Source organism: Thermasporomyces composti (assembly GCF_003386795.1).
Taxonomy (GTDB): Bacteria; Actinomycetota; Actinomycetes; order Propionibacteriales; family Actinopolymorphaceae; genus Thermasporomyces; species Thermasporomyces composti.
In genome coordinates this window covers 1,194,932-1,210,977 of record NZ_QTUC01000001.1, presented here as the reverse complement: position 1 = coordinate 1,210,977, position 16,046 = coordinate 1,194,932, and the positions used below count along the sequence as shown (strand labels likewise).

The window sequence follows — 16,046 nt, the reverse complement described above, 5'->3', positions numbered from 1 at the left end:
CGGGCCGGAATGGGCTCGACGGAGCGTCGTCCCCCCGCGGACCGTCCCGCTCGGTCGTCCGCGCCCACCCGCACGTCCAAGCAGAGTGGGTCTCGGGGGCGTCCCACGTCGGATCAGGGGCGTCCGCAGAGCCGAACGGCCCCGCCCCGGAAGACGCGGGCTCAGAAGACGCAGCCCCGGACGACGCTGACCGGGCGGGCCGCGGTCCTCGCCTTGGTCCTGGCCGCGCTGATCATCTCCTACGCCTCCAGCCTGCGGGCCTGGTCCGAGCAGCGCTCGGAGCTCGCCGAGCTGCGTGCCGAGAAGGCACAGCGCCAGGAGCGAGTGGCGGAGCTGGAGCGGGAGCTGCGTCGTTGGCGTGACCCCGCCTACGTCGAGGCGCAGGCGCGGGACAGGTTCGGTTGGGTCAGGCCGGGCGAGGTGGGCTACGTCGTCGTCGGCCCCGAGGAGACGACACCGCCCACGGCGCGCGGCGCGCGACGCACGCAGTCACCTGAGCCTCGTGCCTGGTGGCGTGACCTGTGGCACAGCGTCGAGGACGCGGGAAACCCGTCACCACGTCCCACGACGCCGCCGCCTCGGCCCAAGCCCGCGACCACCATCGACCCGGAGACCGCGGCCACCGACGCTGACCAGCGATCGGCTGGCCGCGGGAACGACGCCGACACCGCACGGGGAGGACGCCAGTGACAACGGAGTCGACTCCTCCCAGCGACCGTGACCTCGTGGTGATCGCCCGGCAGCTGGGGCGTCCGCCGCGCGGCGTCCGGCAGGTGGCCCACCGCTGTCGCTGCGGCCTTCCGGACGTGATCGAGACTGAGCCGAGGCTTCCCGACGGGACGCCGTTCCCGACGACCTTCTACCTCACCTGCCCTCGGCTGTCCGCCCAGATCGGCCGCTTGGAGAGCACCGGCTTGATGCGGGAGTGGACCGAGCGGCTCAAGGCGGACCCCGAGCTGGCCGCGGCGTACCGGCGGGCGCACGAGCGCTACCTCGCCCACCGCGCCCAGCTCGGGGACGTCCCGGAGATCGCGGGAGTCTCCGCGGGTGGCATGCCGGACCGGGTCAAGTGCTTGCATGCGCTGGTCGCCCACGCGCTCGCCGCCGGGCCAGGGGTGAACCCGCTCGGCGACGAGGCGCTGGCGATGCTTCCCGACTGGGCGGCCGCCGGCCCGTGCGTCGACGTCGATGACGACGTGTCATGACGGCGCTCGGGAAAGCCGGGCCCTGGTGGTCCTACCGCGAAGCGAAGGAGGGTTCCGGGCAGGACACCGAGGGGTCGGCGGGGTTGGCGGCGACCAGGTCACGCGCCCGGGCGCGGGCGAGGTTCCAACCGTTCCACGGGTCCGGCTCGTCCAGCAGGTTGGAGCGGACGACGTCGCGGAGCACGCACGTGCGCGCCGGTTCGGGCAGCCGCTGCAGCGCCGGTACCGCGTCAGCGGACAGTCCACGCAGGTAGTCGAGGTCGTAGGTGCCGAGCTCGCGCACGTCCAGCTGGCTTTGCGCGATTCGGTAGTCGGGGTTCCAGACGGCGAACGCGAGCAGACCGGCGGCGCTGATCGCGACAAGCGTGCGCGGCAACCATCCCTCCGGCCCTCGACCAACGAGTCGCAGTGCTCCCGCCACCAGCACCAGCGCGAAGACCACGGCGAGCCAGACGATGGCGGCCCCGACGCAGGCGCGCAGCCTCGACAGCCCGTACATGTCCACGTAGAGGGCGAGCCGCTGGTAGGCGGAACTCAGGATGACGAGGGTGAGCCCGCACAGCACGCCCAGCTCGAGCGCCATCAGCCACCGGTCACGGCCGTGAACGGTGACCACGCCGGTGGCCAGGGCGATGACGCCGAGGACGAACAGGCTGGTCCAGGCGAGCTGGAAGAACCCGGAGCGGGCGTACTCGGCGTACGTGAGGCCGGCGGTCTGGAGCACCTGGCGCTGCCCTCCGAACAGCACGGAGAGCTGCACCATGATGAACGTCGCGAACAGCAGGTTGAGCGCGGTCAGGGGAAGGAGCCACGTGGCACGGCTCACGTTCGCCGCGACCCGAGGTGTCGCGGGATCCCGCACCGGCCGCAGCGCGACGAGGACAGCGGCGGCGACGAACGTCGCCACCATGCCGAAGACGACGACCCGCGCCGGCACCGTGTCCACCCAGGCCGACACCTGGAGGATCCGTTCGACGTAGGTGGAGAACACCGCGTCGGCGGAGGCGAGCAGCGCGCCGAAGATCGCCACCAGGATCGCGGCGAGCCCGAGCCCGACGAGGAGGGATCCGGCTCGCTTCCGCATGCCGAACCGCCGCAGCGCTGAGGCCAGGAACCACGGCAGCGGCAGGTACGCCAGCGGCACGGAGAGCGCGCCTCGGACCAGCCCGAGCCAGTGTCGACCGGCCCCGGAGACGGCCAGTGTCGCCAGCGGGAACGAGCCGAGGATGGCGAGGACGACCAGCCACCCGGCGTCTCGCAGCACCGCCATGCCGGCGAGCCCGTAGGCCAGGACGAGGAACACAGCGGTCCACGGTGTCATCCGCGCCCGCAGGGCGGGGAGGACCGCCGCTCCGATGGCGACGGTCACGAGGACGAAGCCGAGGCCGGGCTCACTGAACGGCAGCGCGAAGGCGGCCAGGAGGCCGACCACGGCCGCGGCGGGCACGAGCCACGACGGCGCGTCCGGCACCTCCGGGCGGGGGAACAGCGGCGGCGGCACGTACGGCGGGGGCGGGAGCGGTGGCGCCCACGGTGTCGAGGCGGCGGAGGTCGCTGGCGAGGGTGTCGGACGAGCGCTCGCCGAGCTGGCCTGTTTCGCCTGGCGGTCGGAGCCCGCACCTGGGGCCGGCTCGTTCGTACCAGGCGCCGCCCTCGTCTCACCGCCCGCCTCTGTCGTCGCCACCGTCGCGGTCTGTCGCGGTGCGGAGTCGGACGCGACATCGTTCGGGCTGTCCTGGGCGTGCGAGCTCTCGGTCATCGTGATCCTTCCGGGCAGGTCGATTCGCATCGTGCAGCCAGGGCCCGGCTCGACCTCGATCGTGCCGTTGTGCAGCTCGACGATCTCCTTGGTGATCGCGAGGCCGAGCCCTGTGCCGCCCTCGTCGGCGGCGCGGCCGGCGTCGAGCCTGGAGAAGCGCTCGAACACCCGAGTCCGCTCCGAGGCTGGGATACCGGGGCCCTCGTCGCTCACCGTCAGGCGAACGCCCTCCCCGGACGGCTGGGCCCCGATCGTGATGACGCCACCGGGTGGGCTGTGTCGGACGGCGTTGTCGAGGAGGTTCGCGAGCACCTGTGCGAGGAGGTCGGGGTCGGCTCGGACGGCCAGCCCGGGTGTCACCTCACGGCGGATCTCGACGGACTTGCCGCCCAGCACGGCCTCCTTCGCGGCCTGGTCGCACAGGTCGGTCAGGTCGACGTCGGTGACGTCGAGCAGCCGGGCGCCGGATTCCAACCGCGAGAGGTCGAGCAGTTGGGAGACCAGCCGGCCCAGGCGTTCGGCTTGGGCGAGGGCGGTGCTCAAGGTCTCATGGTCGGGTGCCGACACCCCGTCGACGAGGTTCTCGAGCAGGGCGCGCAGCGCGGTGATCGGGGTGCGGAGCTCGTGGCTGACGTTGGCCACCAGCTCGCGCCGCTGTCGGTCGACCTCCGCCAGGTCCGCGGCCATCGCGTTGAACGCCCGGGCCAGTTCACCCACCTCGTCCGCGGACGTGGCGTCGACGCGCAGGTCGTAGCGGCCTCGAGCGATGGTCTGGGCGCCGGCCGCCATCTGCCGCAACGGCTTGGTCATCCCATGGGCCAGCACCTGGACCATGAGCAGCGCGAGCGCCGCGGCCACGGCCAGGCGGAGCACCGTCGGCGCGCCCAGGGCGATGCCGACCTCGTTGACGAGGAAGGCGGTCGCCACCGCCAGCACGATGACCAGTCCGAGCTTGACCTTGATCCGGCCCAGGTTGGCCAGCGGGCTGCGGATGCTCATGGGCGCACCAGCGCGTAGCCGACACCGAACACGGTCCGGATCAGGTCGGACCCCAGCTTGCGGCGCAGCGCGCGGATGTGGCTGTCGACCGTCCGGGTCGCGGCGGCGTGCGAGTAGCCCCAGATATCGCTGAGCAGGCGCTCTCGTTCGAAGACCTGTCCAGGGCGCTCGGCGAGGCGTCGGAGCAGCTCGAACTCGGTCTTGGTGAGCCGCACCTCCTCAGTGCCCACGAACACGCGCCGCTCGGCCGTGTCGATGACGAGGTCGCCGACCCGGAGGGTCTGGTTCTCGGCCGCGAGCTGGGCAGCGCGTTCCACGCGCCGAAGCAACGCGTTCGCGCGCGCCACCAGCTCCCGCATGCTGAACGGCTTGGTCACGTAGTCGTCCGCGCCGACACCGAGGCCCACCAGGAGGTCGGTCTCCTCCCCGAGCGCGGTCACCATGAGGACCGGCACGGGTCGGCTGGCCTGGATCCGGCGGCAGACTTCCAGCCCGTCGATCCCGGGGAGGAGCCGGTCGAGCACCACCAGGTCCGGCTCGGTGCGCTCGTACGCGGCCAGGGCCGACTCGCCGTCCCCGGCCACGTGGACCTCGAAGCCCTCGGCAGTCAGGCGGTGGGCGATAGCCGAAGCGATCGTCGTGTCGTCCTCGACGACGAGGACGCGCCGGCGTTGGGGCTGTGGCATGGCAGCAAGCCTAGGGGCGGGGTGTGCAGGCCACTCGGGGCAAAGTGTGCAGGTTCTGCGCAGTTCCACACCGTCGGTCCAGACCGTCGGCCCAGACCGTCGGTCCAGACCGTCGGTCCACGCGTCGGGAGTGGGCGCGCGACGTTCGTGGTCGACCGAGGTCCGTACGATGGGTGGCGCACCCGAGGGAGCGGCGGAGGTGACGCCCTGCGCGCCCACAGCGTGCTCCCGTCGCGCCAGGGGTGCCTGGCGGTCGGTGGGCGGTCGAGGGATCGCCCGAGCTCCATGCCCCCTGGGAGGGACAGCGACGTGAGGGTTGCGGCGATCGACTGCGGCACCAACTCGATCCGTCTCCTCGTCGCCGACGTGGAGCCCGGGCCGGTGCCGGTGGTGCGGGATCTCGACCGCCGGCTGGAGATTGTCCGGTTGGGGCAGGACGTCGACCGCACGCGACGGTTGGCGCCGGAGGCGTTGGCACGCACCTTCGACGCCTGTCGGCGCTACGCCGACCGGATCGCCGAGCTGGGTGCGGAGCGGGTCCGCTTCGTCGCGACCTCGGCGACGCGGGATGCCATCAATGCGAACGAGTTCGTGGCGGGGGTCCGGGAGCTGCTCGGCGTCGAGCCCGAGGTGATCAGCGGTGACGAGGAGGCTCGGCTGTCGTTCACCGGTGCCACCGCCTCGCTCGGCGCGCTCGGCCTGCCCACGCCGTACCTGGTCGTCGACATCGGCGGTGGTTCGACCGAGTTCGTGCTCGGGGACGGGCACCCCCTCGCCGCCGTGTCGGTCGACATGGGCTGTGTCCGCTTGACCGAGCGGTGTCTGGCCGGCGACCCGCCCACGCCGGACGAGGTGGCGGCGGCTCGCGCGGAGATCGAGGGACAGCTCGACCGGGCCGCGGCGGCTGTCCCGCTCGATCAGGCTCGCACGCTCGTCGGACTGGCCGGAACGGTGACCACGGTCGCGGCGATGGCGCTGGACCTTCCGGCGTACCTCCCCGAGCGGATCCACCACGCGCGCGTCGCGGCGAGCGAGATCCACGCCGTGACCGAGCGCCTGCTGAGGATGGACCGCGGACAGCGGCGCGCGCTCCCGTTCATGCATCCCGGACGCGTCGACGTGATCGGCGGGGGAGCGTTGATCCTGGACCGGATCGTCGCTCGGGTGGGCCCGAGCCTGGCCGACGACGAGGTCGTCGTGAGCGAGCACGACATCCTCGACGGCATCGCGCTCTCGTGCGTCCGCGAGGACGCGGGGTCCGACGTGCGAGGCCGCGGATGAGCGGAGAGGACGTCGCGTCGCCGCACCCGGTGACCGGGGAGCCCTTCGTCAGTCCCGCTCCTCCGGGTGCCGGCTGGCCGGAGGATCCCGCGAGCCCGGACACTCCCGCGGCCCGCGATGGCGCCGAGGTGGCCAGGTTGGCCGACGCGGCGACGAGCGTGAGCGAGCTGTGCGCCTTGGAGTCGGTGTGTCGAGCCTGCCCGCGACTGGTGGCGTGGCGGGAGCAGGTCGCGCGCGAACGTCGCCGCGCGTTCGCCCACGAGCCGTACTGGGGACGCCCCGTCCCCGGGTGGGGCGACGAGGCGCCGCGCATCCTGATCGTCGGGCTGGCGCCGGCCGCCCACGGGGGGAACCGCACCGGCCGGATCTTCACCGGTGACCGGTCTGGTGACTGGCTCTTCGCCGCGCTGCACCACGTGGGTCTTGCGGAGATCGCGACCAGCACCTACGCCGGCGACGGCCAGCGGTTGCGGGACACCCGTGTGGTCGCCGCGGTCCGGTGTGCGCCTCCGGCGAACAAGCCCTTGCCGGTCGAGCGTGACACGTGCTTTCCGTGGCTGGCCCGTGAGGTGCGGTTCTGCGTGCCGACTCTGCGCGCGGTGGTCGCGCTCGGGTCGTACGCCTGGGACGCCGCGCTCCGCGGGTGCGCCGCGGCGGGGTTCTCCGTGCCACGCCCCAGGCCGAAGTTCGGGCACGGTGCCGAGGTGTCGTTGCCGGGCACCGAGCACGACGTCGTCGTGATCGGCTCCTACCACCCCAGCCAGCAGAACACCTTCACCGGCAAGCTGACCCGCCAGATGCTCGTCGATGTCCTGCGGCGAGCCAAGGACGTCGCGGCCACGGCGAACGAGGTGCGCTGACGACCCGCGTCAGCGGCCGAGGAGCGACCCTACCCGCACGACGGCGTCGAGGGCGGGTAGCACGCGCGCCGGCTCCATCCGACCGGGCCAGTAGACGAGGAGATCGGTGCCGTGGAGGCTCCAGTTCGGCACCATTCCGGCGAGGTGGGCGCGGACCAAGGCGGGTCCGATGATGTGCCGCACGAGCTCCGGGTGGGTGCTTCGAACGCGGTAGTTCTTGTCGAATGCCGGGATCCCGATCTCGGTGGTGTCGGGGCCGGTGAGCCATCGCCACGCGCGTGAGCCGGAGCCGCGTCCGCTGACCTCAATGGCCGGATAGCTGTAGGGAAGGTGGACGACGCACACGACGAAGTCGTGGTGGTCGGTCATGACCTGCGTCTGTCCGTTGAGATGGGTGACCTGGGTCGTCTGGTAGGTGTACTCCGCGACCGAGATGGGCAGGTCCCGGTAGATGCCGGTGAAGAGGCAGCGGACCCCACGCGGGTTGGCGCCAGGCAGCCGGGCGGTCCACGGCACCTCGACGTTCCCCGCGTACACGGTCCAGCCCAGCGTGGTCGCCCAGGCGGCGAGGGATTCCAGGCGCCGCTGCTCACGGCGCTGGGTGAGCGCGATGAGCGGGACCGACAGCGTGACGACCACCGCGATGAGCGCGATGACGCTGACGGCGATCAGCGTCCCCACGGCGTGCCTCCCATCCTTCGAGCTTAGAGGCTCCGCTACGTGGAGGAGTCGACCCAACACGGATCGTTTTGTCGCCAAGAACCACTTTGTGAAAGCATTCACGAGCCGATAGCCTGGGCCGTGGACGGAGGAGGTGAGGGGACGGTGCCCAAGAAGTCTGTTCTCGTCGCCGGCGGTGGCTATGTCGGCATGTACGCCGCGTACCGGCTCCAAAAGGCGCTGCGGCGCCAGATCCGCAACGGGGACGTGAGCATCACCGTCGTCGATCCCCGTTCCTACATGACGTACCAGCCGTTCCTTCCCGAAGCGGCGGCCGGCAACCTCGAGCCCCGCCACGTGGTCGTCCCCCTCCGCGCCGTCCTCCGCGACGTGCACGTCATCACCGGTCGCATCACCGGCATCAACCACGAGCAGCGCACCGCGCTCGTCGCGCCTCGCTCGGGCGGCGAGTACGCCCTGCAGTACGACGAGCTCATCGTCGCGCTCGGCTCGGTGTCGCGCACGCTGCCGATTCCCGGGCTGGCCGAGGTCGGGATCGGCTTCAAGCAGGTCGAGGAGGCCATCCAGCTGCGCAACCACGTGCTCGACCGGCTCGACCTCGCCGAGTCCACCACCGACGAGGCCGTCCGACGGCGGGCGCTGACGTTCGTGTTCGTCGGGGGCGGCTACGCCGGTGTCGAAGCCCTCGGCGAGCTCCAAGACATGGCCCGGTACGCCTGCCGCTACTACGAGCACGTTGACCCCGCCGAGATGCGCTGGGTGCTCGTCGAAGCCGCCGACCGCATCCTCCCGGAGGTCGGCGAGGACATGGGCCGCTACACCGTCGCCTGCCTCCGCGACCGCGGCATCGAGGTCCGCCTCAACACCCTGCTCAAGTCCTGCGTCGACGGCCACGTCGTCCTGTCCGACGGTTCACGCTTCGAGGCCGACACCATCGTGTGGACCGCCGGGGTGAAGCCCAATCCGGTGCTCAGTGCGACGGACCTGCCGTTGGACGAGAAGGGCCGCGTCGTCACCACCGCCGACTTGCGTATCGCCGGCGTCGAGAACGCGTGGGCGGCGGGTGACGCCGCAGCCGTGCCCGACCTGACCGGCGCACCCGGTGCGACCTGTGCGCCCACCGCCCAGCACGCCGTCCGACAGGCCAAGCTGCTCGGCGACAACGTCGCGCGCTCGCTTCTCGGCAAGCCCTTGCGCGAGTACCGACACAAGAACGCCGGGTCGGTGGCGAGCCTCGGACTGCACATGGGCGTGGCCCAGGTCTACGGCATCAAGCTGCGTGGCTGGCCCGCGTGGTTCATGCACCGGACGTACCACGTCATGCGGATGCCGACGCTCAACCGTAAAGTTCACATCATCGGCGACTGGACGCTGGCGCTGTTCTTCCCGCGCGAGATCGTCTCCCTCGGCAGCTTGCAGCGTCCGCGGGAAGAGTTCCGCAGGAGCGCCTTGCCACGTCAATATGAACCTGGCGCGCCGGAGCGAGCGCGGGTCGGCAGCGGGGGATAGCCTTCGAACGACCCATCGCCACGGGGGGTGTCGGAGCTTTCATGGGGGAAGAGATCGTGGTGCGTCATGTCGTGGCAGAGCGCTTGCACGACGTCCTCCTGCGCCTGTTCGGTCGGGAGGCGCCGGTACGCATTCGCGCCTGGGATGGGTCGATCGCTGGCCCACCCGACGCTCCCGTCGTCACCGTGAACTCCCGGCGGGCTTTGCGTCGGTTGCTGTGGCGGCCCGATGAGCTCGGTCTGGCCCGTGCCTACGTCGCGGGCGAGGTGGAGGTTGAGGGCAAGCTTCTGGACGCCTTGGAGCGCCTCGCCCCTTTCGGCCGGGCGATCGGTCGCCGACCGGAGCTCACCGCCGCCGACCGCGGTGAGCTCCTGCGAACGGCGGCGCTCCTCGGCGCCGTGGGCCCGCAGCCCAAGCCTCCGGCGGAGGAGATCACCGGCGCCGAACGCCGGCACGGTCTCGTCCGCGACAAGACCCTCACCGCCGCCCCCGACTCCTCGCTGGGGCCGCCCCTGCTCGCCCGCATCTACGGCTCGACGATGGTGCACTCCACGGGGTATTGGACGCGGCCGGACGCCAGTCTCGACGAGGCGCAGCACGCGGGGCTTGAGCACGCCTGCCGCAAGCTCGGCTTGTCACCCGGCATGCGTGTCCTCGATGTCGGATGCGGGTGGGGCTCCTTCCTGATCCACGCGGCCGAACGTTACGGCGTGACCGGGATCGGTGTGACGCTGTCGCCCCACCAGGCGGAGATCGCCACGAAGCGCGCGGTCGAGGCCGGGCTCTCCGACCAGGTGGAGTTCCGTCTCGCCGACTGGCGCGACGTCGGCGACGGCCCGTTCGACGCGATCGCGGGCAGCGGGATGGCCGAGTACGTCGGGCCGGCGCGCCTCGCGGAGTACGCCCGCACGCTCTACGGGCTGCTGCGCCCCGGTGGTCGGCTGCTCGTCCACCAAGTGAGCGCCCGCGGTGAGCGAGTCGTTGAGGAACGGTCGTTCATCGACGCCTACGTCTTCCCCGGCGCGGAACTGCTGACGCTCGGCACGATCGTCGACACGTTCGAGGGCGCTGGTCTGGAGATCCGTGACCTCGAGACGTTCCGCGAGCACTACGCCCGCACCCTGCGCGCCTGGATCGCCAACCTCGAGGACGCGTGGGACGCATGCCTGTCCCAGACCTCACCCGGTCGGCTGCGGGTGTGGCATCTCTACCTCGCGTTGGCGGCCCTGGCGTTCGAGCTCGCACGGATCACGGTGTACCAGCTGGTGGCGGTCCGCCCTCACGCCGACGGACGGGCGGACATGCCGTGGGCGCGCACGGAGTGAGCCTCTCGTAGGACCCTCCCGCACCTGGACGCCGCGGCCAGCGCCTGGCGAACGACCCCCGGAGGGCCCGTGCCGCTGGCGGACGCCGCGAGGCGCCCGTCCGACAAGGCACTACGCTGACGCTGGACGTCGTGCCGCCCCCGTAGCCCAACTGGTCGAGGCGGCCCACTTAAAATGGGTGACACTCTGTGGGTTCGAATCCCACCGGGGGCACTCTCGGCGACACGTCGAACTCCGCCGCGGCCACGGCGGCCGTGTCACCGAGCCTGTCTCATCGCGTCTGTCGTGCCCGACGGTGGCCTCGTGGCCGATGCCGTCACAGCAGCGCTGCCTTCACGGCTCACGCTTCGTCGCCCCACGTGCGCCACATCCCGCTCAGCCGTGCCCGGCAGACGGTCGCCGCCAACCCGGCGGTGCTGCTTCACCTGTGCCGCGCCGGTCCGCCACACCGCGTGCCGTTGGTCGGACAATCCCTCCGCAAGGTGACGACAGGCGCTTTACCTGTTCATTACCATGAGCGCACGCCTCGGATCGGCCGTGGGCGGAGGAGGACAGCTGAGGATGCAGAGCAGAAACCCGGTCTTCACGCGTACCGATGCGTTCGGCTCGACATCGGCGGCCTACGCCGCGCAGGCGGCGACCATGAGCGCCGAGGAGCTTCGCGAGCTCTACAACGCGCCCGCCTACGAGGGCGTCAGGGTGCGGGACCGGATGACGATCGACGACGTCGTGGCCCGCACCGCGATGACCCTCGGCGTCTTGATCGTCGCGGCCGCCGCCACCTGGTATCTCGCTGATCCGATCACCCCGTCGCACTTCGGCTTCCTGGTCGGCGCCGCGCTCGTGGGGATGGCCGTCGGCTTCTTCATCGGGCTCAAGCACGTCACCAACCCCGCGGTCATCCTGACCTACGCCGCGATCGAGGGCGTGTTCGTCGGTCTGGCGAGCAAGGTGCTCTCCCTCGCCGTCGGTGGCGACAGCGGCATCGTGGCGCAGGCCGTCCTCGGCACGCTGTGCGCCTCGGCGGGCATGCTGGCCGTCTACAAGTTCCAGGTCATCCGGGTCACGCCCAAGTTCCAGCGGTTCGTCGTCGGCGCGACCCTGGGCTTCTGCCTGATCTTGGTGGCCAATCTGCTGCTCAGCCTGTTTGGCGTGTCGCTGGGCGTGAGCGGGTTCGGCGGCATCGGATTGATCTTCGCGATCCTCGGTGTCGCTCTCGCGTGCTTGAATCTGCTGCTCGACTTCGACTACGTCGAGCAGGGCATCGCCATGGGAGCCCCGAGCAAGGACGCGTGGTACGCGGCGTTCGGGCTCACCGTCACCCTGGTCTGGCTCTACATCGAGATCCTGCGGATCATCGCCATCCTCCGCGGGGACGACTGAACCTCCGAGTGACCAAGCCACGAAGGGCCGCCCGGTGGCGGCCCTTCGTCGTCCCCAGTCAACGAGTCCCGGATCAGCGGAGAGGAACCCGGACCCCGACGACCGTCAGTCGGCACGAGCAGTCATCCGGCGACCGTCGGCCCCACACGCTCGATCGCGATGCGGATGAGGCAACGCCGCTCCCGTTCCATCGCGGCGCGGTAGTCGTCCCAGTCCGGATGCTCACCGGCGACCCGGCGGTAGTAGTCGACCAGCGGTTCCATCGCCTCGGGCAAGGACACGATGTGCGCCGTGCCCTCCACCTGGAACCAGGATCCGTAGAAGGCGTCGGTGAAGACGCACAGTGCGGCCCGTGGGTCCCTGCGTAGGTTGCGCACCTTGTACGCCGGTTCCCGGGTGCTGATGACCGCGTAGCCCTCGCCGTCGACGCCGACGGTGACGGGGGAGAGCTGGGGCATGCCGTCACGTCGAAACGTCGCGAGGACGGCGTGGTGGTTCTCGCGCAAGAAGGCCCGGACGTCGTTCGCGTTCATGAACGCTTTCTACACCCGGGCGAACACCACGACCGTCAGCCCAAGTTGCGCTGGGCGCGCTGGAGGTCGTACTCGTGGACGATCGCGGTCGCGTGGCCGTGCGGAAGACCGAACTCGCTACGGAGCCAGTTCACTCGATCGTCGAAGCGGAGGAAGGCGGGTCCTTCGTCTAAGGCTCGCAACCACTCGCTGAGATCACGTCCTGTCACGCGCGGGAGACGAGCAACCAGATCCTCGTGGGTCTTCTGGGAGTGGTGCAGAGCCATGGCGGCCTCCTGCGGCTCGACGTCACATCTTCATATGCCTGAGCCTGCCTGAGCGAACGGCGGGAAACAAGCCCTCGCCTCCGGACGAGTCCGAACCATCCGACAAGCCTGTCGCCGTCAACGTGACCAGCGCCCGCCCCCATGCCCAGCCACGGCATGTCCCAGGGTCTCGGCGACCGGCAGGGTCACCCCGACGGCGGGCCCCGGGCTCAGTCGGTGGCCTCGGCGCTGCCGGTCGACTGGCGCGCATCGCCCAGGTAGCGGGCGTGGAGCTGGCCGCACGCCGCGTCGATGCTGTCGCCGAACTGCGTGCGGCGTGTGGCGCGCACGCCGCGCTCGCGCAGGACGCGCAGGAAGCGCCGCACTCGGTCGGGCGTCGGCCGTCGGTAGGCGGCGTCGACCCCGGCCGCGGGGTTGTACGGGATGACGTTGACGTGGAACAGCTCGGGACGCCGTCGCCGGGCGACCAGCCGAGCCAGGTCCCGGGCGTGCGCGTCGGTGTCGTTGAGCCCGTCGATCACCAGGTACGCCAGGTAGGCCTTGCGTCGGGTGGCGGCGACGTGCTCGTCCAGAACGGCGAGGCACTCCGAGAGAGGGAAACGGTGCTGCAGGGGGATGAGCCGGGCCCGCTCCTCCTCGTACGGCGAGTGCACGGACACGGTGATGGTCACCCGTGGGTGCTCCTCGACGAGCCGACGCAACCCCGGCACGAAGCCCACCGTGGACACGGTGAGCCGGCGCGGGCTCAGAGCGTGGTGGGCAGGGTCGGCCAGCTGCCGCAGGGCGGCGAAGGTGTGCGGGTTGGCCAGTGCCTCACCCATGCCCATGAACGCCACGCTGTCGACGCGCTCGCGGCAGGCGACGTAGAGCACTTGGTCGCAGATCTCGTCGACGGTCAGGTTGCGCACCAACCCCACCGCGCCGGTGGCGCAGAAGGTGCAGCCCAGACCACACCCGACCTGGGTGGACACGCACAGCGACGTCCAGCCCGAGCGGTACCGCGCGAACACGGTCTCGATCCGCGCTCCCTGCCGGCTCTCGAACAGCAGCTTCTCGACTTGAGGGCCGCGCTGGGTGGCGATCGGGCGGATCGTCAGCACCGACTCGCCGTACCGGGCCGCCAGCTGGTCGCGCAGCCGGCGCGGGAGCTCGTCCATGTGGGCGAACTCGGTGACGCCGCGCCGATAGACCGCATGGAGGAGCTGGGTCAGGCGGTAGGCGGGCTCTCCGGCGTGGGCCAGGAACTCCCGCAGATCGTGGTCGCGGCTCGCCGCGTGTCGAGCCGGACGCATGTCAGGACACGCATGGTGGTGAGGGCCTCCACGAGTCGGAAGGCGGACGGACAGGTCACGAACAGCGCGCGGGGAGGGACGCCCAGACGTCAGTCAGCGCCGAGGAGATCCCACCCCCGAGGTGACGCCGGCACACGCTCGATGGCACGCGTCTGGTGCGCAGCGCGGCGGGGTGGGTCAGCGCATCACATGCCGAGGATTCTTTCGGAGGCCCGTCGCGAACCGCAACGAGATTTCCACCCGTCAGTCGCCCCAGGCGAACTCGACCGCCAGCGTGACCGCGATCTCCACCTCGCCCGACTCCACGGGGACGGTGAACGCCGCGGGCGCGGCGAGGTCCCGGCTCTGGGCGACCATCGGCACCGCGCCCGGGGCCTCCGACACGGCGACGACGGCGCCAAGCGACCGCCCCGCGAGCCGCGCGAGCTGGCGCGCCTTTCGGGTCGCGTCCGCCATCGCGGCCTCCCGAGCCTGGTCCTGGTGCGCGGCCTCGTCCGCCAACGACAACGTGGACTGCTCGACGCGGGCGCAGTCGCCACCCGCCGCGAGGACGCGACCGATCGTCTCCCCCGCGCTGGGCACGTCCCGCACGTGGAGGACGAGGTGCTGGCTGGCCTGGTAGCGCACAGGCTGCCCCTCGTACTCGCGCCAGGACGTCACGTGGATTCCGTGGGTTTGCCGGTCGGAGCGGGCGATGCCGGCGGCGTCGATCTCCGCGAGCATCGCCCGCATCGCGGCACTGGCCTGCTCGGTGGCCTGCGTCGCCGTCGGCGCGGACGCCACCGCCGCGATCCGGAAGGTCGCGAGGTCGGGCGTGGCGCGCACCACCCCGTGGCCCACGACCCGGATCCCGGCGAAGCGTTGGTCAGGGGGCCAGCTCATCGCACCGGCTCCCGGCACTGACTTCGACGCGGAGGCCGTCCCCGGGCCCGACGCGGTGACCGGCGGCGCACGGTCACGCGCTCTTGGGCTCAGGCGACAGCTGTCGCTCGTCGAGAGGAACGTCGCGGTGGCGCCGTCGCCGCAGCAACGCCCAGCGGCCCCGGGGTCCGCGCTCGGCCCCGGCGACCTCGGTGGCCGCGACCTCGGTGCCTGCGTCCTTCGCGGCTCGGACGGCGGCGAAGGAGATCGGCAGGATCTCGCCGTCGCTGAGCGAGACGTCGCTCTCGTCCTCCGGCCAGTAGCCCAGGGCCGCCGCGATCGAGGGCAGCAACGCGACGGCGGCGCTGGCGTAGCCGGTCGCCGAGGGATGGAAGCGGTCGGAGCTGAACAGCTCACGCGGCGCGGCGGCGAACTCAGGCCCGAGCAGGGACCCCAGCGAGACGGTCCGTGCGCCCGCTTCGACGCAGGCGATGGTCTGCGCGGCCGCCAGGCGCCGGCTCCACGCCCGCGCCAGCTGGCGCAGCGGGAACGCCAGAGGCTCGACCGTTCCGAGGTCCGGGCAGGTGCCCACGACGACCTCGGCGCCGGCGTCACGGAGTCGACGCACCCCGTGCACCAGGAGACGCACGGATTCGGACGGGAGAGTGCGGTGTGTCACGTCGTTCGCGCCGATGATGATCAACGCGAGGTCGGGGTGGACGGGCAGCGCGCGGTCGATCTGCTCGTCGAGGTGACGCGTCTCGGCGCCGGACTTGGCGACGACGGTCAGCCGGACGGGGCGCCCCGACAAGGCGGCCAGGCCCGTCGCCAGGAGCGCTCCCGGGGTCTCGTCCGGTTCTTTGACGCCGAGACCGCACGCGGTGGAGTCACCGAGCACCACGAAGGAGATCGGTTCTCCAGGACCCTCGCCGTAGATCCCGTCGGCGCAGGGCGGGTCGCCATCGGGTGGGCCGATCGTCCGCTTCGCCAGAATCGCCTCCGCGATGAGAATCGCGACGAGTGTCCCGCCGAGCACCCCCGCTCCGCCACCTCCGAGCGCGGCGACGGCGGCCAGCTTGCGCGCGGCTCGAGCCTTGCCCACGAGACCTCCTTCTGACGCCTCTGTCGAACGGGTCGAAGACGTGGCTTCTCGGTTACCCGCGAACGGTCGGTTCCCGCTGTTCGGCGAACGATGACGTGGCGACCAACGGAGCTCGGCCGTCCCTGCCTCGCCATTTCAGCATGCGTCCGCCGACGGCCCGGTGTCCGGCATTGCCGTGTCTTCAGCCCTCCGCAAAGGGAGATAGCACATCAATGGCGTGAGCACACGAAGCGGCACAGTTATGCCCGCAACGACGCGATCGCGACACCTGTGGTCGCGGCCCCGCATCGCACTAGAGTGCAGG

At 71.3% G+C, this 16,046-nt stretch carries 15 protein-coding genes and 1 tRNA gene; 8 read left to right on the top strand and 8 right to left on the bottom strand.

Annotation, left to right across the window (positions count from 1 at the left end; translation table 11 throughout):
- Positions 1-213: 213 nt before the first annotated feature.
- Positions 214-690 carry an FtsB family cell division protein gene (locus DFJ64_RS05285; protein ID WP_170152503.1) on the top strand — a complete coding sequence of 159 codons (477 nt, stop codon included), beginning with the start codon at positions 214-216 and terminating at the stop codon, positions 688-690.
- A complete protein-coding gene (locus tag DFJ64_RS05280) occupies positions 687-1,205 on the top strand; it encodes a DUF501 domain-containing protein (RefSeq protein ID WP_115849434.1) in 519 nt (172 codons plus the stop codon). The genes DFJ64_RS05285 and DFJ64_RS05280 overlap by 4 nt, the downstream gene beginning before the upstream one ends.
- A gap of 31 nt (positions 1,206-1,236) precedes the next feature.
- Here DFJ64_RS05280 and DFJ64_RS19840 read toward each other — a convergent pair whose 3' ends face one another.
- Together DFJ64_RS19840 and DFJ64_RS05270 are read right to left on the bottom strand one after the other, a co-directional pair.
- Complete coding sequence (locus DFJ64_RS19840) at positions 1,237-3,963, bottom strand: DUF4153 domain-containing protein (RefSeq protein ID WP_115849433.1); 2,727 nt, start codon at positions 3,961-3,963, stop codon at positions 1,237-1,239.
- The gene (locus DFJ64_RS05270) at positions 3,960-4,649 is read right to left on the bottom strand and encodes a response regulator transcription factor (RefSeq protein WP_115849432.1); all 690 of its coding nucleotides are present in this window, start codon (positions 4,647-4,649) and stop codon (positions 3,960-3,962) included. The genes DFJ64_RS19840 and DFJ64_RS05270 overlap by 4 nt, the downstream gene beginning before the upstream one ends.
- A gap of 309 nt (positions 4,650-4,958) precedes the next feature.
- Here DFJ64_RS05270 and DFJ64_RS05265 point away from each other — a divergent pair, with 309 nt between their 5' ends.
- Together DFJ64_RS05265 and DFJ64_RS05260 are read left to right on the top strand one after the other, a co-directional pair.
- Positions 4,959-5,930, top strand: coding sequence for a Ppx/GppA phosphatase family protein (locus DFJ64_RS05265; RefSeq protein ID WP_245940953.1), 972 nt, complete (start codon positions 4,959-4,961; stop codon positions 5,928-5,930).
- Entirely contained in the window at positions 5,927-6,790 is an 864-nt protein-coding gene (locus DFJ64_RS05260) for a uracil-DNA glycosylase (RefSeq protein ID WP_115849430.1), read from the top strand. The genes DFJ64_RS05265 and DFJ64_RS05260 overlap by 4 nt, the downstream gene beginning before the upstream one ends.
- A 9-nt stretch (positions 6,791-6,799) precedes the next feature.
- Here DFJ64_RS05260 and DFJ64_RS05255 read toward each other — a convergent pair whose 3' ends face one another.
- Positions 6,800-7,471 (bottom strand): hypothetical protein, encoded by a 672-nt coding sequence (locus tag DFJ64_RS05255; protein ID WP_115849429.1) that lies wholly within the window; start codon positions 7,469-7,471, stop codon positions 6,800-6,802.
- Between the two features lie 144 nt (positions 7,472-7,615).
- Between DFJ64_RS05255 and DFJ64_RS05250 the strand changes: the two genes are divergently transcribed.
- The 4 genes from DFJ64_RS05250 (at position 7,616) to DFJ64_RS05235 (ending at position 11,688) form a co-directional block, all read left to right on the top strand.
- Positions 7,616-8,980, top strand: coding sequence for an NAD(P)/FAD-dependent oxidoreductase (locus DFJ64_RS05250; RefSeq protein ID WP_115851838.1), 1,365 nt, complete (start codon positions 7,616-7,618; stop codon positions 8,978-8,980).
- Positions 8,981-9,021: 41 nt separating this feature from the next.
- Positions 9,022-10,305 carry an SAM-dependent methyltransferase gene (locus tag DFJ64_RS05245; RefSeq protein WP_115849428.1) on the top strand — a complete coding sequence of 428 codons (1,284 nt, stop codon included), beginning with the start codon at positions 9,022-9,024 and terminating at the stop codon, positions 10,303-10,305.
- 136 nt (positions 10,306-10,441) lie between these two features.
- A tRNA-Leu gene (locus tag DFJ64_RS05240) sits at positions 10,442-10,518 on the top strand.
- A gap of 348 nt (positions 10,519-10,866) precedes the next feature.
- Positions 10,867-11,688 carry a Bax inhibitor-1/YccA family protein gene (locus DFJ64_RS05235; RefSeq protein WP_115849427.1) on the top strand — a complete coding sequence of 274 codons (822 nt, stop codon included), beginning with the start codon at positions 10,867-10,869 and terminating at the stop codon, positions 11,686-11,688.
- A gap of 122 nt (positions 11,689-11,810) precedes the next feature.
- On the opposite strand, the gene DFJ64_RS05230 is transcribed toward DFJ64_RS05235, so the two are convergent.
- The 5 genes from DFJ64_RS05230 to DFJ64_RS05210 all read right to left on the bottom strand — a co-directional run bounded on the left by DFJ64_RS05230 (position 11,811) and on the right by DFJ64_RS05210 (position 15,742).
- Positions 11,811-12,221: a PPOX class F420-dependent oxidoreductase gene (locus DFJ64_RS05230; RefSeq protein WP_115849426.1), complete on the bottom strand. Its 411-nt coding sequence runs from the start codon at positions 12,219-12,221 to the stop codon at positions 11,811-11,813.
- Positions 12,222-12,256: 35 nt separating this feature from the next.
- A complete protein-coding gene (locus DFJ64_RS05225; protein ID WP_115849425.1) occupies positions 12,257-12,487 on the bottom strand; it encodes a DUF4287 domain-containing protein in 231 nt (76 codons plus the stop codon).
- Between the two features lie 209 nt (positions 12,488-12,696).
- Positions 12,697-13,779, bottom strand: a complete 1,083-nt coding sequence (locus tag DFJ64_RS05220) for a radical SAM protein (RefSeq protein WP_115849424.1) — start codon at positions 13,777-13,779, stop codon at positions 12,697-12,699.
- Between the two features lie 243 nt (positions 13,780-14,022).
- A complete protein-coding gene (locus tag DFJ64_RS05215) occupies positions 14,023-14,661 on the bottom strand; it encodes an SIMPL domain-containing protein (RefSeq protein WP_115849423.1) in 639 nt (212 codons plus the stop codon).
- Positions 14,662-14,734: 73 nt separating this feature from the next.
- Positions 14,735-15,742 (bottom strand): SGNH/GDSL hydrolase family protein, encoded by a 1,008-nt coding sequence (locus DFJ64_RS05210; RefSeq protein WP_115849422.1) that lies wholly within the window; start codon positions 15,740-15,742, stop codon positions 14,735-14,737.
- Positions 15,743-16,046 lie beyond the last annotated feature (304 nt).